Below are 24297 nucleotides of genomic sequence, written 5' to 3'. Positions count from 1 at the left end.
ATTAGATTAAAGGAAGGAAGCAAGATATGTTTCACCGCCTCTACACATTGATTATCAAAGAGTTGCAGTCACTGCTGCGGGAACCACAGACACGTGCAATATTAATTATGCCGGTCATATTACAAGTCATTTTGTTCCCATTCGCCGCTACATTGGAAGTGACCAATGCCACCATTGCTATTTATAGCGAAGACAGCGGGAAAGCATCTGTAGAGCTGACCCAACGCTTTGCCAAAGCAGAGGCTTTTTCTCATGTCTTACTGCTCCACAGCCCGCAAGAAATTCAGCCAGTGATTGATAACCAGCGAGCACTGCTTTTGATACGTTTCCCAGAGCAATTCAGTGCTGACCTGGCTAATGGCAAAACCACTCAGTTGCAATTATTGCTGGATGGGCGTAACTCCAACAGCGCGCAAATTGCCGCCAATTACATTCAGCAAATCGTACAAAATTATCAATTAGAATTAACCCAAGGCCAGATAAAGCCCAACAACAGCGAGTTGGTCATCCGCAATTGGTATAACCCGAATCTGAACTACAAATGGTTCGTGGTGCCATCATTGATTGCGATGATTACGACTATCGGGGTGCTTATTGTGACATCACTGTCGGTGGCTCGTGAGCGGGAGCAAGGGACACTCGAGCAGTTGTTAGTTTCACCGCTAACCACCTGGCAGATTTTTATTGGTAAAGCTGTCCCGGCACTGATTGTCGCGACTTTCCAGGCAAGTATCGTCTTGTTTATCGGTATCTTTTTTTACCAAATTCCGTTTGCTGGTTCGTTGGCACTGTTTTATGGCACCATGCTGCTCTACGGCTTGTCGCTCGTTGGCTTCGGTTTGCTGATTTCCTCGTTATGTTCCACTCAGCAGCAGGCTTTTATTGGCGTGTTTGTTTTTATGATGCCCGCTATCTTGCTGTCCGGTTATGTCTCGCCGGTCGAGAATATGCCTATCTGGCTGCAAAATATTACGTGGATCAACCCTATCCGCCACTTTACAGATATCACCAAACAGATTTACCTCAAGGATGCCAGTTTCGATATTATCTGGCACAGTTTGTGGCCGTTACTCGTGATAACCGCCACCACGGGGAGTGCCGCCTATGGGATGTTTAGGCGGAAAATTGCATAGCGACATTAAACGGTAGCAAGACTTACCTGCATTCACCAAAAAGCAAAAAGGACACCACAGGGGTGTCCTTTAAAATTTTGATCAACCTATACAACGAGCAAGTTGCGAGACCAAAAAATTGACCGACGCCCGTAGCGCAGAAAGCGCAGTTGACATCGGTCAATGAGCATTTCGAGCAGCGTACGGCGAGCAAGTTTGCCGCGTCGCAGCCCTGAATCAGCCAGCTTAACGGCGGTTGCCGAAAATCCGCAGTAACATCAAGAACAAGTTAATGAAATCAAGATACAGCGTCAAAGCACCCACGATGGAATACTTGCGGAAGTTATCTTTATCATTGGCATCCAACTGTGAGCCCATGTTTTTCAACTTCTGGGTATCATAAGCAGTCAAACCAACAAACACTAACACCCCGATGTAGGTCACTGCCCACATTAGCGCCGTGCTTTTCAGCCAGATGTTAACAATCGATGCCAACACGATACCGATCAGGCCCATAAACAGCATGCTGCCCATACCACTCAAATCACGCTTGGTGGTATAGCCGTAGAAACTCATGGCACCAAACATACCGGCAGCAATCAAGAATGTGCTGGCGATAGAAGAGCTGGTGTACATGATGAAAATGCTGGATATCGTCAAGCCGGTTAATGCGGAATAGAGCATAAACAGCGAGGTAGCCATCGAGCCACTCAGGCGGTTAACCATGCCAGAAATAACAAATACCAGACCTAACTGAACAATAATCAGCCCGAAAAAGGTGATCTGACTGGAAAATATAAAGTTGAGTATCGCAGGGGTATTCGCTGCGTACCAAGCGACAACCGCCGTTAATAACAGACCACAGGTCATCCAGCCGTATACCTGCGCCATGTATGCCTGAATGCCTGTGTTGGCACGTTCGACAATCGAACCATTAGAGCGTGGATAGCGATCCATGGTAGTTACCTTATGCATATAAATAATGATACAGGCCATCTAAATTGACAGCCCACCGACTTTTTAAGGGTACCACAGAAGTACAGTCAACAAGGGAGTAAAAATAGACATTTAGCAGTGATCTTTACACTGGTTTACGCTCAATTTACCAACGCCTGGCCGCCTGATGATCACTGTCGCGTGATTCAACCCAACGTTCGCCATCCGTTGTGGCTTCCCGTTTCCAAAATGGTGCCTTTGTTTTCAGGTAATCCATTATAAATTCAGCCGCATCAAACGCCATACTGCGATGGGTACTGGTCACCCCGACAAAGACGATTTCATCGCCGGGGAACAGTGGCCCTACCCGATGAATAACGCTAACACGCTGTAAAGGCCAACGGCTGCGGGCGTCATCAATAATCTCAGCTAACGCCTTTTCTGTCATGCCTGGGTAATGTTCCAGCGTCAGTGCACTGACGCTATCACCCAGGTTGTGATTACGGACTTTGCCGGTAAAGGTCACCACCGCGCCATCTTCATCACACTGTGACAACCAGTGATACTCATCACCCACACTGAAGGTCTCAGTGCCCACACGAATACGGGTATGCTCCATTATCAACCTCCGGTCACCGGCGGGAAGAACGCCACTTCATCACCCGCCACCAGCGGATGGTGAACATTGACCAGTGATTGATTCACTGCAGTCAGTAATTTGCCTTCTTCAAGGGCTAATTGCCAGCGTTCGCCCCGTTGGCACAGGGATTGGCGCAGTGCCTCGACAGTGGGAAATTCCGCCGCCAATTGCAGGCTGTCGGTTCCGACCAGTTCACGCACCTGAGCAAAAAAGAGAATCTGAATCATGGGTTCACCTTAAAATCACCGGATTTCCCGCCACTTTTTGCTAACAGGCGCACCGGGCCAATTATCATGTCTTTTTGTACCGCTTTGCACATATCGTAAATTGTCAGGGCGGCAACGGAAGCTGCCGTCAGCGCTTCCATTTCCACGCCGGTTTTACCGGTCAAGCGACAGCAAGTTTCGATACGCACACGGTTGTGTTCTGGTTGTGCTTCCAGTTGAACTTCAACTTTGGTCAGCAACAGTGGGTGGCACAGTGGGATCAATTCCCAGGTTTTTTTAGCCGCCTGAATCCCGGCAATACGCGCAGTGGCAAAGACATCACCTTTGTGGTGGCTGCCCTCGATAATCATCGCCAACGTCGCGGCCTGCATTTCAACAAAAGCCTCTGCCCGTGCTTCGCGCACAGTTTCTGCTTTAGTGGAAACATCCACCATATGGGCTTCGCCTGCGGCGTTAATGTGAGTTAGTTGGGTCATATATTCTCTTCTGTTCTTAACGTTGCCCGCTATCAACCGCCAATAAACGATAAATTCTGGGTAATACCGCTGTTGCCCTGATGCAGAAAATGGGTCTGTTTCTTGGTTTGCAATGCACTCTGGATGCGTGCCATTAACTCATCTTGCTGGTCATCGCTGCCCAGTAAGTCACGTAGCGTAATACCTTGCTCGCCAAATAAGCATAAATGCAGATTTCCCAGCGCTGAAACACGCAAGCGGTTACAACTGGCGCAGAAGTCTTTCTCATACGGCATAATCAGCCCGACCTCTCCCAGATAATCCGGATGATAAAACACCTGCGCCGGGCCATCACTGCGCGCCCGCGCTTGCTGTTGCCAACCTTGTTGGAGTAATTGCTGGCGGATGACACCACCGGAGACATGATGCTGACGAAACAGCTTCCCCCCCTCGCCGGTTTCCATTAATTCGATAAACCGCAGTTGAATCGGTCGCGATTTTATCCAACTGAGGAAGGCATTCAGATTGCGATCATTGACATCACGCATCAGTACGGCATTGATTTTGACTTTCTCAAAACCAGCATCGAAGGCAGCATCAATGCCTTGCATGACCTGATGAAATTTATCCTGCCCGGTTATGGCATGAAATTGTCGCGGGTCAAGGCTATCGACACTGACGTTAATGGCTGTCAATCCAGCCTCCCGCCATTGGGCGGCGTCACGGGCTAAACGGTAGCCATTGGTGGTGACTGCCAGTGTGCGGATCGCCGGATTTTGTTTGATAGTCGCGATGATATCGGTGAAGTCGCGCCGCATAGAAGGTTCGCCGCCCGTCAGACGAATTTTTTCTGTTCCCAACAGAGCAAAGGCGCGGCTGACGCGGCTTATCTCGTCCAGACTCAGAAAGCTTTTTAATCCGTCGGGGCGATAGCCATCCGGCAAGCAATAGGTGCAACGGAAATTGCACACATCGGTGATTGATAGGCGCAAATAATAGAACTTGCGCGCAAATGCGTCAGTGAGTTGTACCATAACACCTTTCCAAATACGGGAGATGCAGGCATTTCTACCTCGCACCCTGGCGGCTTAAAGCCACGGCCAGAGCATCATATTGTTCGCGGACGAGACAACGTAGACGCCAAGGCTAGGAGTTTATGTTCAGTGACAGTTTACCTACTGCCCACCGAACCATGGTTTAAAAAGTAAAGCGCTTAGTGGCAGATGAGTCACTAAAAACCCTATTTTTCCTAGAGATTCTAACGCTAAAACGGCAGGATAGCCAATGGCTGTTTTTCGTTATATATTTTTATATACAACGACTTATCTAACAAAACTCATTGTTATTCAGTCTATTGTAATCCGTTGCTAATACTTTGTTTAAAATCACTAAAACAATGGCTTTTATCGCGTTTTCGCGGCAAATCCGTTAACTTATGCAGCAATTTCACCCTTAGCTACGCTATTAGAGCCAGGCAACAATATTTAGACAGGAAAAATATGCGAAATCGCACATTAGCGGATCTCGATCGAGTGGTTGCTTTAGGGGGAGGCCATGGCCTGGGGCGCGTGATGTCAGCCCTTTCGCCACTGGGTTCACGCCTGACAGGTATTGTTACCACCACCGATAATGGCGGCTCGACTGGCCGCATTCGCCGTTCAGAAGGAGGGATTGCCTGGGGTGATACCCGCAATTGCCTTAATCAGTTGATCACTGAGCCGAGTGTGGCTTCGGCAATGTTTGAATACCGTTTTAGCGGTAATGGCGAACTCTCGGGCCATAATCTGGGCAATTTAATGCTCAAAGCGTTAGACCATCTCAGCATCAGACCTATCGAGGCAATCAATCTGGTACGTAGCTTGCTGAAGGTTGAGGCATGGCTCATCCCAATGTCTGAGCAGCCGGTCGATCTGCTGGCCATCGATCATGAAGGGCACCCCGTTTATGGTGAGGTGAATATCGACCAACTGGCAAAAATGCCACAAGAGATGTTGTTGTCACCGCACGTTCACGCCACGCGGGAAGCCGTGGAAGCAATTAGCCAGGCCGATGTTATTTTGATTGGGCCAGGTAGTTTCTTAACCAGTCTGATGCCCTTGTTACTGCTAGATGACTTAACTCAGGCCTTACGACGCAGCTCTGCCAGTATGATTTATATCGGTAATCTGGGGCGTGAACTCAGTGTGGCGGCGGCCGCGCTATCGTTGCAAGAAAAACTGGCGATAATGGAAAGCAAGATTGGCCGCAAAATTATTGATGCGGCAATTGTCAGTCCACAAATTGATATCAGTGGTGTAACAGACAGGATTATTATCCAGCAGCCACTGGAAGCAAAAGATATCCCTTACCGCCATGACCGTGAGCTACTGCGCCAGGCACTGGAAAACACCCTGCAACAGCTCGGTGGGGCAAACTAGCTAAGAGGCTTAGCTTGAGTTTGAGCTTGCAACCTTGCGCTGTCATTCATATGGATATACAGCGCCTCCACTTTAGTTCTAGCCCATGGTGTACGGCGTAAAAACTTCAGGCTGGATTTAATGCTGGGATCGCTGATGAAACAGTTGATATTGATACGGTATGCCAACTCCTCCCAGCCATAATGCTCAACCAGTTTGGTCAGCAGTTGTTCAAGGGTAATACCGTGTAATGGATCTTTCGACAAGTGATCACTCATTATTTATCTCGCACTTTTACTCTCCGACTTGGGGCTGCTGAATTGTGGGTTTGCCACCAACCTGCAACGCCAGGTTATTTGAGTCTATCTAGGTGATGATTTTATTAGTCGCACACCTTAATCAGGATAGGTTGATGCGACAAGCATAAATTCCCGATTTGTCGCACCATTGCTTACCGCCCACATAATGCAGGGCTGATGAGCATCAAGATATCGCGATAAATTGCTGGCGCAACTGATGGACTTGATCACGCAGTTCTGCTGCCTGCTCAAACTCCAGATTTTGCGCGTGGGTGTACATTTTAGACTCCAACTCACGGATTTTCTGATCAAGCGCTTTTGGTGGCAAGGCGTGATAATTATTGGGATCGGCCACTTTGCCGCCCCGCCCTTTCCCTTTACCACGGGAAGAGGGTTGGCCCAATTGCAGAATATCGCCAATCTTCTTGTTCAACCCTTGCGGAATGATGCCACGTTCTTCGTTGTAAGCTTGCTGTTTGACACGGCGCCGTTCCGTTTCACCAATAGCCTTTTCCATTGAGGCGGTAATTCTGTCGCCATACAGTATTGCTTTACCATTAAGGTTACGCGCCGCACGGCCAATGGTCTGGATTAAAGAGCGTTCAGAACGCAGGAAACCTTCTTTATCAGCATCAAGAATTGCGACCAGAGAAACCTCTGGCATATCCAAACCTTCGCGCAGTAAGTTGATTCCCACCAATACATCAAACTCACCCAAACGCAGATCACGAATGATCTCTACCCGTTCAACGGTATCAATATCCGAATGCAGGTAACGAACACGGGCGCCATGCTCTCCAAGATACTCGGTCAGGTCTTCAGCCATACGTTTGGTCAGCGTGGTCACCAGCACCCGCTCGTTAATCGCTGCACGAATACGGATCTCTGACAGCAAGTCATCAACCTGTGTGGCTACCGGCCGTACTTCAATTAATGGGTCGAGCAGGCCCGTCGGCCGCACGACCTGATCGATGATATCGCCACCGGATTTCTCCAGCTCATATTTACCTGGAGTTGCTGAAACATAAATAGTTTGTGGTGCCAGTGCTTCAAACTCTTCAAACCGCATTGGCCGGTTATCCAGTGCCGATGGCAGCCGGAAACCATATTCCACCAATGTTTCTTTGCGTGAGCGGTCACCTTTGTACATCCCGCCGATTTGCGGAATAGTGACGTGGGATTCATCAACCACCAACAGACCGTCAGCCGGTAGATAGTCAAATAGCGTCGGTGGTGCTTCGCCTGGACCACGGCCCGAAAGGTAGCGGGAATAGTTTTCAATACCGGAGCAATAGCCCAGCTCATTCATCATTTCAAGGTCAAACTGGGTCCGCTGGCTAATACGTTGCTCTTCCAACAACTTATTATTGGCTAATAGCACCTGACGGCGGTCGGCCAATTCGACTTTGATCTCTTCCATGGCCTGCAAAATACGCTCGCGCGGGGTAACGTAGTGCGTTTTAGGATAGACCGTAAAGCGCGGTACTTCATGCTGTAACTGGCCTGTCAATGGATCAAAGATGGACAACCGTTCGACCTCTTCATCGAACAACTCTACCCGCAACGCCCATTCATCAGATTCTGCGGGGAAGATGTCGATAACTTCACCACGCACCCGGAAGGTACCGCGCTGGAATACCTGATCATTACGGCTGTACTGCAATTCGGATAAGCGACGCAAAATAGAGCGCTGATCGATGATCATACCCTTAGTCAGATGCAGCATCATTTTCAGGTATAAATCAGGATCACCCAGACCATAAATCGCAGAAACCGACGCCACCACGATAACATCACGCCTTTCCAGCAGTGCTTTGGTCGCAGATAGCCGCATTTGCTCGATATGCTCATTTACCGAGGCATCTTTTTCAATAAACGTATCAGAGCTTGGGACATAGGCTTCAGGCTGGTAGTAGTCATAGTAGGAGACGAAATACTCTACCGCGTTATCGGGAAAGAACTCTTTCATCTCACCATAAAGCTGTGCTGCCAATGTCTTATTGGGTGCCAGCACCATGGTTGGGCGATTCAAATCAGCAATAACATTGGCTATCGTAAAGGTTTTACCTGACCCCGTTACCCCCAACAGTGTCTGATGAGCCAGACCATTCTCTAGCCCTTCTTCCAGTTTACGGATGGCCTCAGGCTGGTCGCCTGCTGGCTTAAACTCAGAATGTAGTTTGAATAATTTACTCATGAATTTGCTACCCACTGGAGAAACACACACTATCAGGAGGCTAATTATGAAAGCCCCATAGAATTTTGCCACCTCTATGATACTGGATATAAAACCAGCTTCAAGCACCAAAATGTAGGAATGTCTTTCACCAGGAGATTGTTTGCCTCGTTACAGTGACATCTAAACGACAGCTGCACTGTAAAAGCGTTTTTATCCCCAACTGTTAACATAAACACATTAGTGATAACTAATCGATTAAAGATCACTCATCATCGCCAGTTATGATTTTTCAGCGCTTGATTTTAAATAACCAATTGAAAGTAAAGTAAATTATTAAAAAGTAGAGAATGCGGACAACAGGAGCGCAAGCCGCGCCCGCGCCCGCGCCCGCTCTCGCTTGCCATCAGTTTTCTATGGCTAATGCACAAGGTTATCCACAGGAATGGTGGATAACTCATTCAACCCCACAGCGGCTGGGAGTTGGCGAAAAGCAAAGCTTGGGGGATAAATGGGGACTAACTGGCTTTTTTAGTGTTTTTTTTACATTTTTATTTCACCGCATATTTCAATTAGTGCTAACTATGTAGCTTGCTAATTCTATAATTTTCACTAGTTAACACCTGTATCTAATGACCTCTGACCTCTCTCTTTTTCTACTGCACCATTTTCTCCACCAAAGCACCGCTTAAGTGCAAGCTAGCCATCACTCTACGCTCGCCCCCCGCCAGGCTGAGCTATTTTTACCCCACGCTGCGCGTTAAAACCATTTACAGCCTGTTAACAAACAGATTTTACTCTCTGTATAGCAACTTGGCCCAAGAGTTGCTTTATATCTCTGTGAAACGGAGAGATTAAAGGGGAAATGGTCTAAAGCGGTGCAACGCATTAATAGACTAAAAATCATCCTATCGCAGGGTGATTAAGGATAAAAATAGCCTGTTGATGCCATTTAATGCCGCAATTCGCCCATTTCACCTCAATTTACACCGACAACCACCCGTTAGAAGTGTGGTGTTTTATGCTGTACTGCCGCTACCAAGTATGCAGATTTGCTGGTTAATCCTTCACTAGCCGTTACAGAACACCGGGCCACCTGTGAACTACTGAGATCGACTGAGGAGAAGCACTGATGCTGAGTTTAACCGCTGTGAATCAATACTATGGACAGAATCATATCCTTTGGGATATTAATCTCGAGATCCCCCGTGGGCAGTGTACCTGCCTGATTGGCCGTAATGGCGTAGGAAAAACGACGTTAATTAATTGCATCATGGGGCATCTGCCAATTAAGAGTGGCACCATGACCTGGCAACCTAATCATGAACCGCCGCAGAATTTGCTACAGCAGCCGGTTGAGGGGCGTACTGCTCTGGGTATTGGCTATGTACCACAAGGGCAGCAGATCTTCTCTCAACTGAGTGTAGAGGAGAATATGCTGATAGCCGTGCTGGCGGGCCGCCATAAGTCGCGCCAAATTCCGGGCTGGATTTTTGATATATTCCCGCAACTGTATGACAAACGCACCCAACGTGGTGGGGAGCTAACCCGTAATCAACAACAGCAGTTGGCCATTGCCAGAGCACTGGTGACAGAGCCAGAACTGTTGATTCTTGATGAACCGGGGAGTGGTATTTTACCGCCGTTGACTGAGGATATTGGCAATATCCTACATCAGCTCAGTCGTAGCCTGGGTTTGACGGTACTTTTGGTTGAACACCGTTTACCCTTTATTCAGCATGTGGCAGATCGATTCTGTTTGATGGCCGATGGCCGAAATGTGGCACAAGGAACATTGGCGCAATTGGATGAAGAGATGATTATTACGCATTTGGCCAGTTAATATGGCGCAGAGTGGTTTCTCCCTCATGCAAACTAAAGCCGATGATAGCGGCCATACTCCGCAAAAAACTCAGGGCTAATAATGTCTATTAGCCCTTTAGGGTCATATCGCCGTCAAAAATTCAGCTCAGTGGCACCTCAGCCAAAAGTCCTAAATCCAAATAGCCACCAAGATCACGCCGCTGGGTGATGGGATACACGTCAAGGTCCGTCAGATAGGGGACGACACCTAATCGCGGGGCACTGATCATCTGTGTCAATGTTGCCATATACTCAACTTGTCGCCCCCCCGCAGGTATCACCTCATTAGCGATCCACCCTACCAGTTTCAGCCCAGCTTGTCGGATAGCCAAAGCGGTCAACAAAGCATGATTGATACATCCCAATTTGATGCCAACAACCATAATTACTGGCAGTTGCTCTCGTAAAACCCAATCGGCAAAAGTTGCCTGTGGCGACAGTGGGGTAAACCAGCCGCCAGCCCCTTCGACCAATATCCATTCTGCTGAGTGCTCAAGCTGCTGTAGTCCTTGCGATAAAACTGACAAATCAATCTCACGCCCTTCGCTGGCACTGGCAATATGGGGCGAGGTTGCCTCCAGAAATGTGAGCGGATTCACCTGTGAATAACTAAGTGCCGTACTGCTGTTTGCTTGTAGCGCCAAAGCATCACTGTTGCGCAATCCGTCAGGCGTCATCTGGCTGCCGGATGCCACCGGTTTATAACCGGCGGTGCGATAGCCCTGCTGGGCTGCGGCTTGCAGTAGGGCACAACTGGCAACTGTCTTACCGACATCGGTATCCGTGCCAGTGATAAACCAACGTTTAATCACGATATATAACCCCAAAAACTAAATGGTAACTCAGCGGGTAGGTGCCAGATTGGGTGCTATAAGCGCGTTGCAGGGCCACCAGCCGCTGGCGACCACTTAACCCAGACTGACGCCCCTGATGTAAATGCGTAGCACCAATGCCTTGCAGAGAGCGCATAAGCGCAATTACATCAGGAAACTGTTGCTGATATAACTCGGTTGTCAGGTGATGGCGATACCCCTGACAAGCGTTACTGATATGCTGAAAGGGGAGAAAATCATTCACATGGCGCTGGCCATCTACCTGTTGCCACGCCTGCCCCAGCTCGTCAAGAGACCCCTTTGCCAAGGTAGAAAACAGAATGATGCCGCCAACTCGCGTGACGCGATATAACTCAGCTAGCGCCTGCGGTAAATCAGCACACCACTGTAGCGCCAGATTACTAAAACAAATATCAACGCTTTGATCTGGCAGCGGTATATTCTCAATATCAGCCAATAAATAGCTGTCCGCAGCCTGCTGTCGCCGGGCGTGATCCAACATTCCGGCGGCCAAATCTAGCGCAGTAACATATCTGTCTCGTTCACGCCAACGGCGGCTGAAATAGCCAGTACCGCACCCGGCATCCAGCACCGACGCACCAGGGTGCTGATAACCCAGCGCCAATAAGGTATTCCCCGTTTCCCGTTGCAAACTTGCCGCTGAGTCGTAGCTGCCAGCAGCCCGGCTAAATGCAGCCGCAATCGCCGGTTTATCAACCAAGGGTAATCGTGGATTATCAGCGACAAACGCCATACAGCACCTCCAGCAATCTGTCGATATCATCATATTGATGCGCAGCACTCAGGGTAATACGCAATCTGGCGCCCCCCGGCGGGACTGTTGGAGGGCGAATCGCCGTTACCCATAACCCCTCGGCGCGTAGTTGCTCCGCCAGTGTCAGTGTTTGCTGATTGTCACCCACCAGCAGTGGCTGAATAGCGGTTTCAGATGCCCCTAATTGCAACGGTAAGTCTGCCGCTCCACGCCGAAATTGCGCAATACGTTGCTGAAGCTGCTGTCGCAAGTCGTCACCTTGCTGAATACGTAATAGTGCCACTTGCAGCGCACAAGCCTGTGCTGGCGGCATCGCGGTGCTGTATATCAGGTGGCGGGCATATTGCAGCAGATACTCGGCAACCGGTTCCTGACACAACACTGCCGCCCCACTTAGGCCGAATGCCTTGCCAAAAGTGACCACTAACAGTTCAGGTTTTACCCCTTGCTGCCAGCAACTACCACGGCCACCTTCGCCACACACCCCAATTCCGTGCGCATCATCCACCAGTAACCAGCCACCCGCCGCCACAGTTTTTTGCTGCAAAGCAGCCAGTGGAGCGCTATCACCGTCCATACTAAAAACGCCTTCGGTGACCACCAATGTTTGGCCCGCACAGGGTTTATCGAGTAGGTTTTGTAGCGCATCGGGCTGATTATGCACAAAGCGCCGCAATTGAGCCGGAGAGTGTGCAGCCGCCTCCAGCAAAGAGGCGTGGCTGAGTTTATCGGCCAGTATCCTGTCGTCGGCGGCAGTTAACGCCGCCAACACCGCCTGATTTGCCGCGTAGCCTGAGATAAACAACAATGCACGCGGATAACCCAGCCAGTCCGCCAATTGGTGTTCCAGTTGGGCATGAGGCCGGCTATAGCCGGTAACATGGCCAGAGCCACCACTGCCAACACCATAGCGTTGCGCCCCCTGCTGCCACGCCGCAATCACGTCGGGATCCTGACTTAACCCCAGATAATCATTGCTGGAGAAGTTGAGATAACGCCGTTCTGCTGATTGCAACCAGCGCCCACTCGCCCCCTCATTAACCTGACGGCTACGGTAGGCCGCGGCGTCGCGTCGCTGTTGCAGCCCCTGCTCTATCTTGCTTTGCCAGTTCATCAGATTGCCGCGTTATAAAATTGTGTGCTCTCACCAGGCAATGAGTCACGCTGCAAGAGTTGCTCAGTCAATACTTGCTGCTGTTCGCGATCCCCTTGCTCGGTGGCGGTTTGCTGTGGATTCAGCCCCAATTTACGAAACAGTTGCAGATCTTTATCTTCTTCAGGATTCGCCGTGGTAAGCAATTTACAGCCGTAGAAAATAGAGTTAGCCCCTGCCATAAAGCACATCGCCTGCGTTTGCTCGTTCATTTGTTCGCGACCGGCAGATAAACGCACGTAAGAGGTTGGCATCATGATACGTGCGATAGCGATGGTGCGGATAAACTCGAAAGCATCGACGTCGTCGTTATTTTCCATCGGCGTGCCTTTCACTTTTACCAGCATATTGATCGGCACACTTTCAGGCGGTTTGGGCAAATTCGCCAGTTGTACCAGTAGCCCTGCGCGGTCACGAACAGTTTCGCCTAACCCGACAATGCCTCCCGAACAGACTTTGATACCGGCGTCACGAACTTCACTGAGGGTATCGAGCCGTTCCTGATAACTGCGGGTGGTAATGATGCTGCCGTAGAATTCCGGCGAGGTATCAAGATTGTGGTTGTAATAATCCAGCCCAGCCTCTGCCAACCGGTGAGCTTGCTGTTTATCCAGCGAGCCAAGCGTCATACAGGTTTCCATCCCCATGGCCTTGACACCTTCAACCATTTTCTCCAAATAAGGCATGTCACGCTCATGGGGATTCTTCCAGGCCGCGCCCATACAGAAACGGGTTGAGCCGGCGGCTTTGGCCTTTTTCGCTGACGCCAGCACTTGTTCAACCTGCATTAAGCGCTCACTTTCCAAGCCAGTTTTGTAACGCGAGCTTTGCGGGCAATATTTGCAATCTTCCGGGCAAGCACCGGTCTTAATCGACAGCAAAGTACTGACTTGCACCTGACGCGAGTCAAAATGCTGACGATGAATCTGCTGCGCTTCAAACAATAAATCCAGCAGTGGTTTTTCAAACAAGGCCTGGGCTTGCCCGACTGTCCAGCGAATATAATTTGCCATTACGGCTTCTCCAAGGAAGAGAAAAAAGTTTCGCCAGTGTAAATAAACTCGATATACTGTCAACCATTCTTGCAATGAATTGGTTTACAACAATCCTCATGACACCTTCTGACCTGGCTTTTGATCAACGTCATATCTGGCACCCCTACACCTCAATGACTGACCCGCTTCCCTGCTATCCGGTGGTCGCAGCTGATGGCGTTGAGCTGCAACTGGCTGATGGCCGACGTCTGATCGATGGCATGTCATCATGGTGGGCGGCCATTCACGGCTATAATCATCCGGTACTGAACCACGCGGCACATCAGCAGTTGGATAAAATGTCCCATGTGATGTTTGGAGGTATCACCCACCCGCCCGCCGTGGAACTCTGCCAACAGTTGGTTGCTCTAACCCCTTCGGCACTAGAGTGTGTTTTTCTCGCTGATTCGGGTTCGGTGGCCGTTGAAGTGGCATTGAAAATGGCATTGCAATACTGGCAGGCCAAAGGTGAACGGCGGCAACGGATTTTAACCCTGCGCCACGGCTACCATGGTGATACTTTTGGTGCGATGTCAGTTTGTGATCCCCAGAATTCAATGCACAGTTTGTATCAGGGGTATTTAGCTGAAAATCTGTTTGCCCGCGCGCCACAATGCCGCTTCGACGAGCCGTGGAACCCGGAAGACATCACTGATTTTGCTGCAATGATAGCCACACATTCCAGCGAGATAGCCGCAGTTATTCTGGAACCGATAGTGCAAGGTGCCGGTGGAATGCGTATCTATCACCCCGCCTATTTGCGTGAGGTCAGAGCATTGTGCGATCAGCACCAGATTTTGTTGATTGCCGATGAAATTGCTACCGGTTTTGGCCGCACCGGCAAATTTTTCGCCTGCGAACATGCGCAAATCGTGCCGGACATTCTGTGTTTGGGTAAGGCGTTGACCGGCGGCTACCTGACTTTATCGGCTACCTTAACTACCCGTAAGGTGGCAGAAACCATCAGTAACGGTGATGCGGGTTGCTTTATGCACGGCCCGACATTTATGGCTAATCCATTGGCTTGCGCTGTCGCCTCGGCAAACTTGAGTCTGTTGGCTGAGAATCACTGGCAACAGCAGGTTGCCGCCATAGAAAACCAATTGAAACACGCGTTAATGCTACTTGCAGAACATGAAGCAGTAGCCGATGTGCGGGTATTAGGGGCAATTGGGGTAGTGGAAATGAAAGAGCCGGTTAACGTCGCGCGCCTGCAACGGCAATTTGTCGAGCACGGCGTGTGGATCCGCCCGTTTGGTAAACTGATTTACCTGATGCCGCCTTATATTATCTCGCCACAATCACTGACGCGGTTAACGGATGCGGTGAAAGCTGCGATAGTAAATATCCACTAAAGCAGTGGTGGACAATATCGTTCGCAAATTGGCGGGGCAACTGCACCGATGGGCGCTGCGACGGCTTACGCCGTTACGACCCCTTCGACACATTTCCCCGCCCTGCAATATTATTTTTTAAGCTCTTGGTGCCAAAATAGTGACCCACATTGGCCCTTTCCCTACTGCATAGCGCTTCAGGGGGGTTAGCTCACCGCTGTGTTGATCAATACGATACACGGCAATATGATCCGACTTCTGGCCGGAAGAGATCAGGAAGTTACCACTGTTATCGATATTAAAACCGCGTGGCTGTGCTTCAGTCTGTTGGTGCCCGACCAACGTAATCTCACGCCCATCGTCAGAAACACTGAAAATACCCAGCAGACTGGCAGTACGGTCACTGATATAGAGATGACGGCCATTTGGCGTAATATGGATATCAGCCGCCCAACGAGTGCCGGTAAAGTCTGTTGGCATCGCATCCAGCGTCTGTATTAGCTGGTATTCTTGGCCGTTTTTGTTGATTTGATACACATCTACCGAGCTATTCAGCTCGTTAACACAATAGGCGACGTGTTTATTGGGGTGGAAGGCCATATGACGTGGGCCCGCACCGGCAGCAACCGGTATCGCCGCCTGAACGTGTGGGGTCAGTTTACCCTCAAGGCTCAGATCAAATAACCGCACCTTATCTTCTTTCAGGCAAGGTACCAGTAATATTTGATTGGTCGGATCAATATTCGCCGAATGTGGAGCAGGCAAATCATCCAATTGCTGAATAGGTGCCTGTACCACACCCTGCTCATCAATAGGGCTAATGCTGACACAGTTAAAGCTATATGAAGCAGAGAACAGGAAGCGGCCTTGTAAATCAGTGCCAATGTGCGTTGGGCTGCCTGGCAGTGGTGCCATGCCAGCGGCGGTCAATGTGCCATCGTCGCTGATGTTGTAGCTGACAATGGCAAAATCGGGGCGCACCCCTACATATAACTGGCGCTGGTTTGGATTGATTGTCATCGGCTGCACTTGCCCCGGCACCTCCACCGTTTGTAATAAGGTTAATGCACCGGCGGAATCTAATTGCCAAACATGGATCTGCTGACTGTCTGGGCTTGCCACGTAAACCACTTGCTTCATCTCTACTCCTTAGTCGAACCTATTAGGCAACACTGTTTAGCCTAGCTTACCTGACTCGGCGGACATAACAACAGTCTGCTGTCGCGCTGTTTAAAACTTATCCTGCTTATTTTTAGCTGATTATGCTACCCACTCCCAGGCTTGGTTTAATCAACCCGCCATCCGGTGTACCATCGGGTAATACTATGTAACCATACTATTAATGCCCTTATTAACGAGACTATTGCTGCCATGACCTATCGCATAATTGCACTGGATCTAGACGGAACGCTACTGGATCACAAAAAACGTATTCTGCCAGAATCCTTGTCCGCACTGGCGCAAGCCCGTGCTGAAGGCATCAAAGTGGTAGTGGTGACCGGCCGCCATCATGTTGCTATTCACCCGTTTTATCAGGCACTAGAACTTGATACACCTGCAATTTGCTGTAACGGTACCTATATTTATGATTACCATGCCAAAAAGGTATTAGATTCAAACCCCTTGCAGCCTCAACAAGCGGTTCAGGTGTTGCAGTTGCTGGAGCAAACCGGTATCCACGGGCTAATGTATGTGGACGATGCCATGCTCTATCAGCAAACCAGCGGGCATGTGATTCGCTCACTCAGTTGGGCTGAGTCATTACCACCCGCTCAGCGCCCAACGCTACTCCACGTTGATAGCTTGCTTGATGCTGCTCACACTGCCAGTTCTATCTGGAAATTCGCCACTTCACACTCGGATATTGAGCAACTGAGAGCGCTCGCAACCCAGATTGAGAATGACATGGGGTTGGCTTGCGAATGGTCATGGCATGATCAAGTTGATATCGCACAGGCGGGTAACAGCAAAGGTAAGCGGCTACAGCAATGGGTTGAATCTCAGGGTTTGAGCATGAAAGATGTGGTTGCCTTTGGTGATAACTTTAATGACCTGAGCATGCTGGAAAGCGCTGGTTTGGGAGTGGCGATGGGGAATAGCGCCGATGCTATCAAACAGCGGGCTGACCTGGTGATTGCCGATAACGAACAACCCGGTATTGCTGGCGTCATCCGCCAGCATGTCCTGGCTTGATAGTAAAAAACGCCCGGCTGACGGGCGTTTTATCGTCGGGTGAACCCAGCGGTTATCGCCCTCAATTCTTGCGGTTAAATGAGACACTTTTTATCTGTGCATACACCCACTGACCGGGTTTAAGCGCCAATTCATCCCGTGCCCACGGCGTGATCCGCGCCCACAACCATTGATCACCAACCGCGAGTTTGACATCGACCTGCCCATCCACCTCAAGGCATTCGGCAATTTTTACCGGCAAGATATTACGGATACTGCTGCTTTGCGGTGGCTGTAATACCAACGAAACATCGGCTGCATTAATCCGAATACGCATTGAGCTACCCTCTTGCGCATCAAGCTTACCCACACACAAGCGCTGATCACCTAACGCCAGCGCGGTCATGGCATAGCGGTCGTGGTGACCAATGACACTGACCCGCAGTATGCTGCTCGGTTCTTCCCGTTGCAGCCACGGGCGCAATGCACTACTGGCCCACACTTCCTCCAGCCCGCCGACCGCGCGGACTTTGCCACCATCCATAACCACCACTTGATCTGCCAGCCGCAGGATCTCATCCATGCTGTGGCTAACATACAAAATAGGGGTGTTAACATCTTGCGCCAACCGCTCCAGATAAGGCAGCAGCTCACGTTTGCGGGGCAAATCCAGAGAGGCCAGTGGCTCATCCATCAACAACAGTTCGGGGGCGGTCAATAATGCGCGCCCAATAGCAACACGCTGTTTCTCGCCGCCAGAGAGGGTCAGTGGGAAACGACTTAATAGTGGCTCGATACCCAGCAAACCGACAATTGTGTCAAATTGCCCACGCATTGACGGGGCCATGCCGTATTGTAAATTGCCCCGCACCCGATAATGGGGAAATAAGCGCGCATCCTGAAATACGTAACCGACTTTGCGTTTTTCCGGTGGCAGATAGATTTGCTGCTCGGCATCCACCAGCACCCGGCCATTTAACACCACTTTGCCTTGCTGCGGACGGGTCAGGCCACCAATAACATTAATTAATGAGGTTTTACCGGCCCCCGACAACCCGAAAATAGCGGTGATACCTTGGGCGGGCAGATTGGTGGAAACACGTAAATCCAAATCGCCCAGTTGCTGACTGAAATCCAGCTCTAACATGGTGCCCCCATGCGTTTTTTACCCCAGCGGGCCAGCCATTCGGATAATAGCAACGCCACCAACGACAGAATAATGGCAATGACACACAAACGCGCAGCAGCAGCTTCCGCCCCAGGGGTTTCAATCAGTGTGTACATTGCCAGTGGAATAGTGCGGGTTTCACCGGGAATATTGGAGACGAAAGTGATGGTCGCCCCAAACTCCCCCAGTGAACGGGCAAAAGAAAGCACGGTGCCAGCAATCACCCCCGGTAAAGAGAGCGGTAACGTAATGGTGAAAAACACCCGCCACGGATTGGCTCCTAGCGTGCGGGCCGCCAGTTCCAGACGCGTATCAACTGCTTCCAACGCCAGCCGGATAGCCCTCACCATCAGCGGAAAGGCCACCACCGCCGAGGCTAACGCCGCACCACGCCAACTAAAACTGAAATTAATGCCAAACCAGCTATAGAGCCACTCGCCAATAAAACCGCGCCGCCCCATGCTTATCAACAATAAATAGCCAATCACCACGGGTGGCAGCACCAGTGGTAAGTGAATAATACTGTCTAACAACGATTTACCGGGAAAACGGCAGCGCACTAAAATCCACGCCATTAAAATGCCTAACGGCAAACTGCACGCCACCGCAACCGCTGAAACCTTCAGACTAAGAATAATTGCCTGCCACTCATACTCACTCAATATCATTAGCGTGGGGTAAATCCATAATTTTTGAAAATAACCGCCGCTGCTGGGCTTTTCAGGTAATCATAAAAAGCACTCACGGTCGGGTTTTCATGACCTTTAACAATTGCCATCGGGTATTCAACCGGCTTATGACTTGCTTCCGGGAATATCCCCACAACCTTAACTTTGTTACTGGCTATCGCATCTGAACCATAGACAATACCCAGCGGCGCTTCTGCCCGTTCGACCAGTGCCATTGCACTGCGCACGTTATTGGCCCGCGCCATTTCAGGGGCTAAAGTTGACCAGGCACCTAAATTCTCCAGTGACTCTTTGGCATAAATCCCAGCAGGAACATGATCAGGATCGCCCACCGCCAAACGGCCACCATCCAATAATTTCTTCCAGTCGGTTTTTTTATCGATTACGACTTTATCTATTTTACTGTCTTGCGGAGCAATTAATACCAGTTCATTACCTAATAAGGTGTAGCGAGTATTGGCAACAATTTGCTGTTTATCAATAGCATAATCCATCCATTGCTGATCGGCAGAAATAAACATATCAGCCGGTGCGCCCTGCTCAATCTGGCGTGCCAACGTTGAAGATGAAGCATACGACGCAACAACATCAACCTGCTTCTCTTTTTTATACTGTACGGCAATATCTTGTAATGCATTGGTCAATGAAGCCGCAGCAAACACTGTAATGTTGTCCGCCGCTAACGTGGTGCCGGAAAATGCTGCCAGCAGTGTTGCACTCGCTACCCAAACCTTGGCGTTACCGTATTGATTCTTCATGTTGTTCTCCGCATTAATGAAATCGCTATATACATGGGAATATAACGCAACATTATAAGCAGGTCATGCAGTTTATCGGCAAGATGTGAGGTATCTTGAGCTGTGGTAACAAGTGGGGGAGTGGAGGAAATGAGGGAGAAAAACGAAAATGCCCAGCGTCTATGTGCCGGGCATTCAGAAATCAGATTAAGAGCGTTCTTTGGTGTGACCGGTCTTAGAGATGACGTTGAACACCTCGCCCAGTCCATAGATAAGCCCCAGAATCACGGCCATCACCACCGGTACCATGACCACGGCAAAGACCAGACTTTTCAATAAATCCAACATATCAGCCTCTCATTACTGCTCATTGAGCGATAACTTACGTTATCACAATAACTAGGATCTATCATTTACTGTAAATTATATCAGCGATGAATGAACCCTGTTATTTTAACTAACAGCAAAAGAATGTAACCTGCCAAACGTGCGATTCAGGTGTATACAAGCACTTAGATAGCAATAATCCTTTCCCGCCGGAGTAAAAAATCATGCAGGCTGAAATTCTTCTTACCCTAAAACTTCAGCAACGGCTGTTTGCTGATCCCCGGCGTATCGCATTACTGAAACAAATACAGCATACCGGTTCCATCAGCCAGGGCGCAAAACTGGCTGGGATTAGCTATAAAAGTGCCTGGGACGCGATTAACGAAATGAATACCTTAGCCGAGGAAATATTGGTTGAGCGGGCAACAGGTGGTAAAGGCGGTGGCGGCGCGCACCTGACTCGTTACGGCGAGCGTTTAATTCAACTTTATGATTTGCTCGCCAAGATCCAGCAAAAGGCATTTGACACGCTGAAAGATGATTCGCTGCCACTCGATAGTTTATTGGCAGCTATTTCGCGCTTCTCTTTACAAACCAGCGCCCGTAATCAATTTTTCGGCACCCTGATTGAGCGGGATCATCAGCAGGTTCAACAACACGTCAATATCCTATTATCAGACGGCAAAACCCGGTTATCTGCGGCACTCACTCAACAGAGTGCTGATCGCTTGCAACTTTCGGCGGGCAAAGAAGTATTGGCACTGATCAAAGCCCCTTGGGTAAAACTGGTTACTAATCAGGCACTGGCGGGGGCTGCTGATAACTCTCTGCCCGGCACCGTGGCCAGTATTGAACCCGGCAGCGATCACAGTGAAGTTATCGTGACCTTAACTGGGGGAGCCAGCTTGTGTTCGACACAAAACAATAGCGAATTACATAAGCTGAATTTGCATGTTGGTAGTCACGTTATTGCCCAATTCAATGCAGATCGGGTCATTATCGCTACACTTTGCTAAATAATTCAGCTTAGTTATGCAAAATAACCTTAGTATTTACTGTTGACATTTTGCCCCTTTCCGATTATCCCTAACCCCCTTATTGTGTTGCAAAATATGGAAAGAATGATGTCGGAGTTGCAAATATCGCAAGGTTGTTTTCGCCTGAGTGACACCCGGACACTCATCCTGCCAGCATTGCATGTTCAATCGGGTGATAGCTGGGCATTTGTCGGTGCCAATGGTAGCGGGAAATCCGCGTTGGCAAAGGCATTAGCAGGGGAATTAATCCTGTTGAGCGGCAGCCGCCACAACCATTTTCGCCACAGCGTGCATTTGTCGTTCGAGCAACTTCAGCAGTTAGTCAGCGAAGAGTGGCAGCGCAATAACACTGATTTACTCAGCGCAGATGAAGACGATACCGGGCGTACTACCGCAGAGATCATTCAGGAAGAATACGTTGATCCGCAACGTTGTCAGCAGTTGGCAGAGCAGTTTGGTATCAGCCAGTTACTCTCGCGTCGCTTTAAATATCTTTCTACTGGTGAGACCCGCAAAACATTGCTGTGCCGAGCGCTGATGCCACAACCGGATCTGTTGATTCTGGATGAACCCTTTGATGGTCTGGATGTGACAGCCCGCACGCAGTTGGCTGGTATGCTATCCACCCTTTCAGCACAAGGTGTCACGCTGGTGCTGGTACTAAATCGTTTTGATGATATCCCTGATTTTGTGCAATACGTCGGTGTGCTGGCAGATTGCCAATTAACCCATACTGGCCCCCGCCAGCAGATACTTTCCGAGGCATTGATTGCCCAACTGGCGCACAGTGAAAACCTTGATGGTATGTTGTTGCCAGAAACAGAACACCCGCAACAGCAGGCCCCTTTCGCACCAGATAAGCCACTAATTATCTTGCGTAATGGCGTGGTTGAATACAATGACCGCCCTATTCTTCATAACCTGAGTTGGCAGGTTAATCCCGGTGAACACTGGCAAATTATTGGCCAAAACGGTGCTGGGAAGTCAACCTTACTCAGCCTGATTACTGGCGACCATCCGCAAGGATACAGTAATGATTTGACACTGTTTGGCCGCCGCCGTGGCAGTGGGGAAACTATCTGGGATATTAAACGCCATATTGGTTATGTCAGCAGTAGTTTGCATCTGGATTACCGCGTCAGCACCAATCTACGTACCGTGATTCTCTCCGGTTTTTTCGATTCAATCGGTATTTATCAGGCAGTGTCTGATCGCCAACAACAATTAGCCAATCAATGGTTAGACTTACTCGGTTTTTCCGCCGTGACCGCTAATCAGCCCTTCCACAGTCTCTCTTGGGGACAACAGCGGTTGGCACTGATCGCCCGAGCACTGGTTAAGCATCCTGCACTGTTGATTCTTGATGAACCCTTGCAGGGTTTGGACCCGCTTAATCGCCTATTGGTACGGCGTTTTATTGATGTAATGATCAGTGAGGGTGACACGCAACTGTTATTCGTTTCTCACCATGCTGAAGATGCACCACAGTGCATTACCCACCGTCTGACCTTTGTTCCTGATGGCGATATTTATCACTACCAACAGGAAAAGTTAGCAGGTTAAAACTCTTCAGGCATTTCGTTGAGGATAATGAGAGCTATCCTCAACGGAAGCGGCGTTTATTGGCGGGGGCTTATGCTATCATTCTTACTGCCAGCCCCTATCAGAGCCGGCGATAAACTTAACATATTCAGCCACCATCAGGATTTATACCCTATAAATTTCAGGTGCAGGCCAGCCGCAAGAAACAAAGCGCTCATAAGCCGATTTGAACTGCATGTACGTGAGTCCGCAGGCTAAGTCTCAAAAGGGGTATAGCCCTATAAGCCGAGCGAATCAAGCGGCCACCGCACCTGCGATTTGAAAGATGACGGGCATAACATTAAAGGGATATTTATGTGGGGCATACTTGCTGCTTCGTTACTTTTCTTATCAATTAACCGGGTACTTTCCCTGTTTCTCTTGCTGTCGTCACTGTCAATTGCCTTGTATCACGGTGTTTTGACTCTACCATCGGCCGCATTCTTGCTTCTAACATTGATTGTGGCACTACTACTGAAAAAATATCGTCACCGGAAATGGCCGGCCGTCGCACTGGAATTGCTGCTGGTGATGGCAGCAATCGCACTGTTTCTGCATCTGGTACCCGGTTTTAATAATCTAAATGTATTGAAAGACGTGAAGACAGGGCCACTCAGCGCACCCTTCAGCCTGTATTACAATCTTGATAAAGCATTAATACCTTTTATTTTACTGGTTTGCCTGCCAACCTTATTTGTCGCGAAAAAGCATCCATCAGTGAGCCGTGCAAGCTGGCTGGTATTGATTGTCAGTATCCCTGCATTGCTGTTGCTGGCTGTTGCCTTAGGCGGCCTGAAAATTGAGATGCAAACCCCAGCATGGATAGGTTCCTTTGTGGTCGCTAATGTGTTTTTTGTTTGTCTGGCAGAAGAAGCACTGTTTCGTGGCTATTTGCAACAAAGGTTAAGTCAGTGGTTGGGTAACTATCCGGCCCTACTGCTCACCGCCCTATTATTTGGCGCAGCACATATTGCAGGCGGCCCGCTATTGATGGTGTTCGCCGCATTGGCAGGGTTAATTTACGGCCTGGCATGGCTGTGGAGTGGTCGTTTATGGGTGGCGGTTGCCTTTCACTTCGCCCTGAATTTGATGCATTTATTGTTCTTCACTTATCCTCTTTATTCATCGCACTAATCTTTATCTACCCTGTTATCTACCGACCCGAGGCTAGCATTCTTAACTGGAATCGGGCGGTGCATAACAGGCAGGACATTTCTGCTGAATTAATGGATGAGAACGCTACCAATCCAGTTATCTATGTGGTGACTGTTATTTATCTCTTGTTTTTGCCTATCCTTGCTTATTCCCCTGTCTTTATGCTTTTACTGGGATTAAACTGGGAGAAATTTAAAT

Annotated in this window: 24 protein-coding genes and 1 riboswitch; of the genes, 8 read left to right on the top strand and 16 right to left on the bottom strand. The window is 49.4% G+C overall.

Going from position 1 to position 24297, the window contains the following annotated elements:
- The first annotated feature begins 26 nt into the window (after positions 1 to 26).
- Positions 27 to 1133, top strand: coding sequence for an ABC transporter permease (locus ACWJJO_RS07440; protein WP_083159518.1), 1107 nt, complete (start codon positions 27 to 29; stop codon positions 1131 to 1133).
- 225 nt (positions 1134 to 1358) lie between these two features.
- Here ACWJJO_RS07440 and ACWJJO_RS07435 read toward each other — a convergent pair whose 3' ends face one another.
- The 5 genes from ACWJJO_RS07435 to moaA all read right to left on the bottom strand — a co-directional run bounded on the left by ACWJJO_RS07435 (position 1359) and on the right by moaA (position 4404).
- Positions 1359 to 2069: a Bax inhibitor-1/YccA family protein gene (locus ACWJJO_RS07435; protein WP_083159520.1), complete on the bottom strand. Its 711-nt coding sequence runs from the start codon at positions 2067 to 2069 to the stop codon at positions 1359 to 1361.
- A gap of 145 nt (positions 2070 to 2214) precedes the next feature.
- Positions 2215 to 2667 carry a molybdopterin synthase catalytic subunit MoaE gene (moaE, locus tag ACWJJO_RS07430; RefSeq protein WP_193784695.1) on the bottom strand — a complete coding sequence of 151 codons (453 nt, stop codon included), beginning with the start codon at positions 2665 to 2667 and terminating at the stop codon, positions 2215 to 2217.
- Positions 2668 to 2669: 2 nt separating this feature from the next.
- Complete coding sequence (gene moaD / locus ACWJJO_RS07425) at positions 2670 to 2915, bottom strand: molybdopterin synthase sulfur carrier subunit (RefSeq protein ID WP_032907188.1); 246 nt, start codon at positions 2913 to 2915, stop codon at positions 2670 to 2672.
- Positions 2912 to 3391 carry a cyclic pyranopterin monophosphate synthase MoaC gene (gene moaC / locus ACWJJO_RS07420; RefSeq protein WP_372558386.1) on the bottom strand — a complete coding sequence of 160 codons (480 nt, stop codon included), beginning with the start codon at positions 3389 to 3391 and terminating at the stop codon, positions 2912 to 2914. The genes moaD and moaC overlap by 4 nt, the downstream gene beginning before the upstream one ends.
- A gap of 32 nt (positions 3392 to 3423) precedes the next feature.
- Positions 3424 to 4404 carry a GTP 3',8-cyclase MoaA gene (gene moaA / locus ACWJJO_RS07415; protein WP_102970445.1) on the bottom strand — a complete coding sequence of 327 codons (981 nt, stop codon included), beginning with the start codon at positions 4402 to 4404 and terminating at the stop codon, positions 3424 to 3426.
- A riboswitch (molybdenum cofactor riboswitch) is annotated at positions 4391 to 4535 on the bottom strand. (Overlaps the previous gene by 14 nt.)
- A gap of 334 nt (positions 4536 to 4869) precedes the next feature.
- Between moaA and ACWJJO_RS07410 the strand changes: the two genes are divergently transcribed.
- Positions 4870 to 5787, top strand: coding sequence for a gluconeogenesis factor YvcK family protein (locus tag ACWJJO_RS07410; protein WP_083159524.1), 918 nt, complete (start codon positions 4870 to 4872; stop codon positions 5785 to 5787).
- On the opposite strand, the gene ACWJJO_RS07405 is transcribed toward ACWJJO_RS07410, so the two are convergent.
- Together ACWJJO_RS07405 and uvrB are read right to left on the bottom strand one after the other, a co-directional pair.
- Positions 5784 to 6044 (bottom strand): VF530 family protein, encoded by a 261-nt coding sequence (locus ACWJJO_RS07405; protein WP_083159526.1) that lies wholly within the window; start codon positions 6042 to 6044, stop codon positions 5784 to 5786. The genes ACWJJO_RS07410 and ACWJJO_RS07405 overlap by 4 nt on opposite strands.
- A 205-nt stretch (positions 6045 to 6249) precedes the next feature.
- Positions 6250 to 8262: an excinuclease ABC subunit UvrB gene (gene uvrB / locus ACWJJO_RS07400; RefSeq protein ID WP_050087533.1), complete on the bottom strand. Its 2013-nt coding sequence runs from the start codon at positions 8260 to 8262 to the stop codon at positions 6250 to 6252.
- Positions 8263 to 9373: 1111 nt separating this feature from the next.
- Between uvrB and ACWJJO_RS07395 the strand changes: the two genes are divergently transcribed.
- Positions 9374 to 10084 (top strand): ABC transporter ATP-binding protein, encoded by a 711-nt coding sequence (locus ACWJJO_RS07395; protein ID WP_083159528.1) that lies wholly within the window; start codon positions 9374 to 9376, stop codon positions 10082 to 10084.
- 121 nt (positions 10085 to 10205) lie between these two features.
- Here ACWJJO_RS07395 and bioD read toward each other — a convergent pair whose 3' ends face one another.
- The 4 genes from bioD to bioB are packed head-to-tail and all read right to left on the bottom strand — an operon-like array spanning position 10206 to position 13878.
- Positions 10206 to 10916, bottom strand: a complete 711-nt coding sequence (bioD, locus tag ACWJJO_RS07390; RefSeq protein WP_102970446.1) for a dethiobiotin synthase — start codon at positions 10914 to 10916, stop codon at positions 10206 to 10208.
- Positions 10909 to 11691 (bottom strand): malonyl-ACP O-methyltransferase BioC, encoded by a 783-nt coding sequence (bioC, locus tag ACWJJO_RS07385; protein WP_372568877.1) that lies wholly within the window; start codon positions 11689 to 11691, stop codon positions 10909 to 10911. The genes bioD and bioC overlap by 8 nt, the downstream gene beginning before the upstream one ends.
- Entirely contained in the window at positions 11675 to 12826 is a 1152-nt protein-coding gene (bioF, locus tag ACWJJO_RS07380) for an 8-amino-7-oxononanoate synthase (RefSeq protein ID WP_372568876.1), read from the bottom strand. Before bioF ends, bioC begins: the two co-directional genes overlap by 17 nt.
- On the bottom strand, positions 12826 to 13878 hold the full coding sequence (gene bioB / locus ACWJJO_RS07375) for a biotin synthase BioB (protein WP_083159536.1): 1053 nt from the start codon (positions 13876 to 13878) through the stop codon (positions 12826 to 12828). Before bioB ends, bioF begins: the two co-directional genes overlap by 1 nt.
- Before the next feature lie 98 nt (positions 13879 to 13976).
- Here bioB and bioA point away from each other — a divergent pair, with 98 nt between their 5' ends.
- Positions 13977 to 15254, top strand: a complete 1278-nt coding sequence (bioA, locus tag ACWJJO_RS07370) for an adenosylmethionine--8-amino-7-oxononanoate transaminase (protein ID WP_442848875.1) — start codon at positions 13977 to 13979, stop codon at positions 15252 to 15254.
- Between the two features lie 117 nt (positions 15255 to 15371).
- Here bioA and pgl read toward each other — a convergent pair whose 3' ends face one another.
- Positions 15372 to 16373, bottom strand: coding sequence for a 6-phosphogluconolactonase (gene pgl, locus ACWJJO_RS07365; RefSeq protein WP_083159540.1), 1002 nt, complete (start codon positions 16371 to 16373; stop codon positions 15372 to 15374).
- A gap of 231 nt (positions 16374 to 16604) precedes the next feature.
- Here pgl and ACWJJO_RS07360 point away from each other — a divergent pair, with 231 nt between their 5' ends.
- A complete protein-coding gene (locus ACWJJO_RS07360; protein WP_083159542.1) occupies positions 16605 to 17426 on the top strand; it encodes a pyridoxal phosphatase in 822 nt (273 codons plus the stop codon).
- 61 nt (positions 17427 to 17487) lie between these two features.
- On the opposite strand, the gene modC is transcribed toward ACWJJO_RS07360, so the two are convergent.
- From modC to ACWJJO_RS07340, 4 genes are all read right to left on the bottom strand, one after another.
- The gene (gene modC, locus ACWJJO_RS07355) at positions 17488 to 18552 is read right to left on the bottom strand and encodes a molybdenum ABC transporter ATP-binding protein ModC (RefSeq protein WP_481090869.1); all 1065 of its coding nucleotides are present in this window, start codon (positions 18550 to 18552) and stop codon (positions 17488 to 17490) included.
- Positions 18546 to 19241 carry a molybdate ABC transporter permease subunit gene (modB, locus tag ACWJJO_RS07350; RefSeq protein WP_032907071.1) on the bottom strand — a complete coding sequence of 232 codons (696 nt, stop codon included), beginning with the start codon at positions 19239 to 19241 and terminating at the stop codon, positions 18546 to 18548. The genes modC and modB overlap by 7 nt, the downstream gene beginning before the upstream one ends.
- Entirely contained in the window at positions 19241 to 20020 is a 780-nt protein-coding gene (modA, locus tag ACWJJO_RS07345; RefSeq protein ID WP_083159546.1) for a molybdate ABC transporter substrate-binding protein, read from the bottom strand. Before modA ends, modB begins: the two co-directional genes overlap by 1 nt.
- A gap of 186 nt (positions 20021 to 20206) precedes the next feature.
- The gene (locus tag ACWJJO_RS07340; protein ID WP_083159548.1) at positions 20207 to 20347 is read right to left on the bottom strand and encodes an AcrZ family multidrug efflux pump-associated protein; all 141 of its coding nucleotides are present in this window, start codon (positions 20345 to 20347) and stop codon (positions 20207 to 20209) included.
- Positions 20348 to 20550: 203 nt separating this feature from the next.
- On the opposite strand from ACWJJO_RS07340, the gene modE reads away from it, so the two are divergent.
- The 3 genes from modE to ACWJJO_RS07325 all read left to right on the top strand — a co-directional run bounded on the left by modE (position 20551) and on the right by ACWJJO_RS07325 (position 24078).
- Positions 20551 to 21342, top strand: coding sequence for a molybdenum-dependent transcriptional regulator (modE, locus tag ACWJJO_RS07335; protein WP_442847995.1), 792 nt, complete (start codon positions 20551 to 20553; stop codon positions 21340 to 21342).
- A 108-nt stretch (positions 21343 to 21450) separates the two neighbouring features.
- On the top strand, positions 21451 to 22926 hold the full coding sequence (gene modF / locus ACWJJO_RS07330; RefSeq protein ID WP_083159552.1) for a molybdate ABC transporter ATP-binding protein ModF: 1476 nt from the start codon (positions 21451 to 21453) through the stop codon (positions 22924 to 22926).
- A 333-nt stretch (positions 22927 to 23259) separates the two neighbouring features.
- Positions 23260 to 24078, top strand: coding sequence for a CPBP family intramembrane glutamic endopeptidase (locus ACWJJO_RS07325; RefSeq protein WP_481090868.1), 819 nt, complete (start codon positions 23260 to 23262; stop codon positions 24076 to 24078).
- Positions 24079 to 24297: the final 219 nt, after the last annotated feature.

This window comes from Yersinia antarctica, from assembly GCF_056636475.1.
Note: the sequence above shows the minus strand (reverse complement) of the source record. Positions and strands in the feature narration are given on the sequence as shown.

Excerpts from the sequence above, each read along its gene's own strand:
- ACWJJO_RS07440 (WP_083159518.1), top strand. The coding sequence starts at position 27 with ATGTTTCACCGCCTCTACACATTGATTATCAAAGAGTTGCAGTCACTG.
- ACWJJO_RS07435 (WP_083159520.1), bottom strand. The coding sequence starts at position 2,069 with ATGGATCGCTATCCACGCTCTAATGGTTCGATTGTCGAACGTGCCAAC.
- moaE (WP_193784695.1), bottom strand. The coding sequence starts at position 2,667 with ATGGAGCATACCCGTATTCGTGTGGGCACTGAGACCTTCAGTGTGGGT.
- moaD (WP_032907188.1), bottom strand. The coding sequence starts at position 2,915 with ATGATTCAGATTCTCTTTTTTGCTCAGGTGCGTGAACTGGTCGGAACC.
- moaC (WP_372558386.1), bottom strand. The coding sequence starts at position 3,391 with ATGACCCAACTAACTCACATTAACGCCGCAGGCGAAGCCCATATGGTG.
- moaA (WP_102970445.1), bottom strand. The coding sequence starts at position 4,404 with ATGGTACAACTCACTGACGCATTTGCGCGCAAGTTCTATTATTTGCGC.
- ACWJJO_RS07410 (WP_083159524.1), top strand. The coding sequence starts at position 4,870 with ATGCGAAATCGCACATTAGCGGATCTCGATCGAGTGGTTGCTTTAGGG.
- ACWJJO_RS07405 (WP_083159526.1), bottom strand. The coding sequence starts at position 6,044 with ATGAGTGATCACTTGTCGAAAGATCCATTACACGGTATTACCCTTGAA.
- uvrB (WP_050087533.1), bottom strand. The coding sequence starts at position 8,262 with ATGAGTAAATTATTCAAACTACATTCTGAGTTTAAGCCAGCAGGCGAC.
- ACWJJO_RS07395 (WP_083159528.1), top strand. The coding sequence starts at position 9,374 with ATGCTGAGTTTAACCGCTGTGAATCAATACTATGGACAGAATCATATC.
- bioC (WP_372568877.1), bottom strand. The coding sequence starts at position 11,691 with ATGGCGTTTGTCGCTGATAATCCACGATTACCCTTGGTTGATAAACCG.
- bioF (WP_372568876.1), bottom strand. The coding sequence starts at position 12,826 with ATGAACTGGCAAAGCAAGATAGAGCAGGGGCTGCAACAGCGACGCGAC.
- bioB (WP_083159536.1), bottom strand. The coding sequence starts at position 13,878 with ATGGCAAATTATATTCGCTGGACAGTCGGGCAAGCCCAGGCCTTGTTT.
- bioA (WP_442848875.1), top strand. The coding sequence starts at position 13,977 with ATGACACCTTCTGACCTGGCTTTTGATCAACGTCATATCTGGCACCCC.
- pgl (WP_083159540.1), bottom strand. The coding sequence starts at position 16,373 with ATGAAGCAAGTGGTTTACGTGGCAAGCCCAGACAGTCAGCAGATCCAT.
- ACWJJO_RS07360 (WP_083159542.1), top strand. The coding sequence starts at position 16,605 with ATGACCTATCGCATAATTGCACTGGATCTAGACGGAACGCTACTGGAT.
- modC (WP_481090869.1), bottom strand. The coding sequence starts at position 18,552 with ATGTTAGAGCTGGATTTCAGTCAGCAACTGGGCGATTTGGATTTACGT.
- modB (WP_032907071.1), bottom strand. The coding sequence starts at position 19,241 with ATGATATTGAGTGAGTATGAGTGGCAGGCAATTATTCTTAGTCTGAAG.
- modA (WP_083159546.1), bottom strand. The coding sequence starts at position 20,020 with ATGAAGAATCAATACGGTAACGCCAAGGTTTGGGTAGCGAGTGCAACA.
- ACWJJO_RS07340 (WP_083159548.1), bottom strand. The coding sequence starts at position 20,347 with ATGTTGGATTTATTGAAAAGTCTGGTCTTTGCCGTGGTCATGGTACCG.
- modE (WP_442847995.1), top strand. The coding sequence starts at position 20,551 with ATGCAGGCTGAAATTCTTCTTACCCTAAAACTTCAGCAACGGCTGTTT.
- modF (WP_083159552.1), top strand. The coding sequence starts at position 21,451 with ATGTCGGAGTTGCAAATATCGCAAGGTTGTTTTCGCCTGAGTGACACC.
- ACWJJO_RS07325 (WP_481090868.1), top strand. The coding sequence starts at position 23,260 with ATGTGGGGCATACTTGCTGCTTCGTTACTTTTCTTATCAATTAACCGG.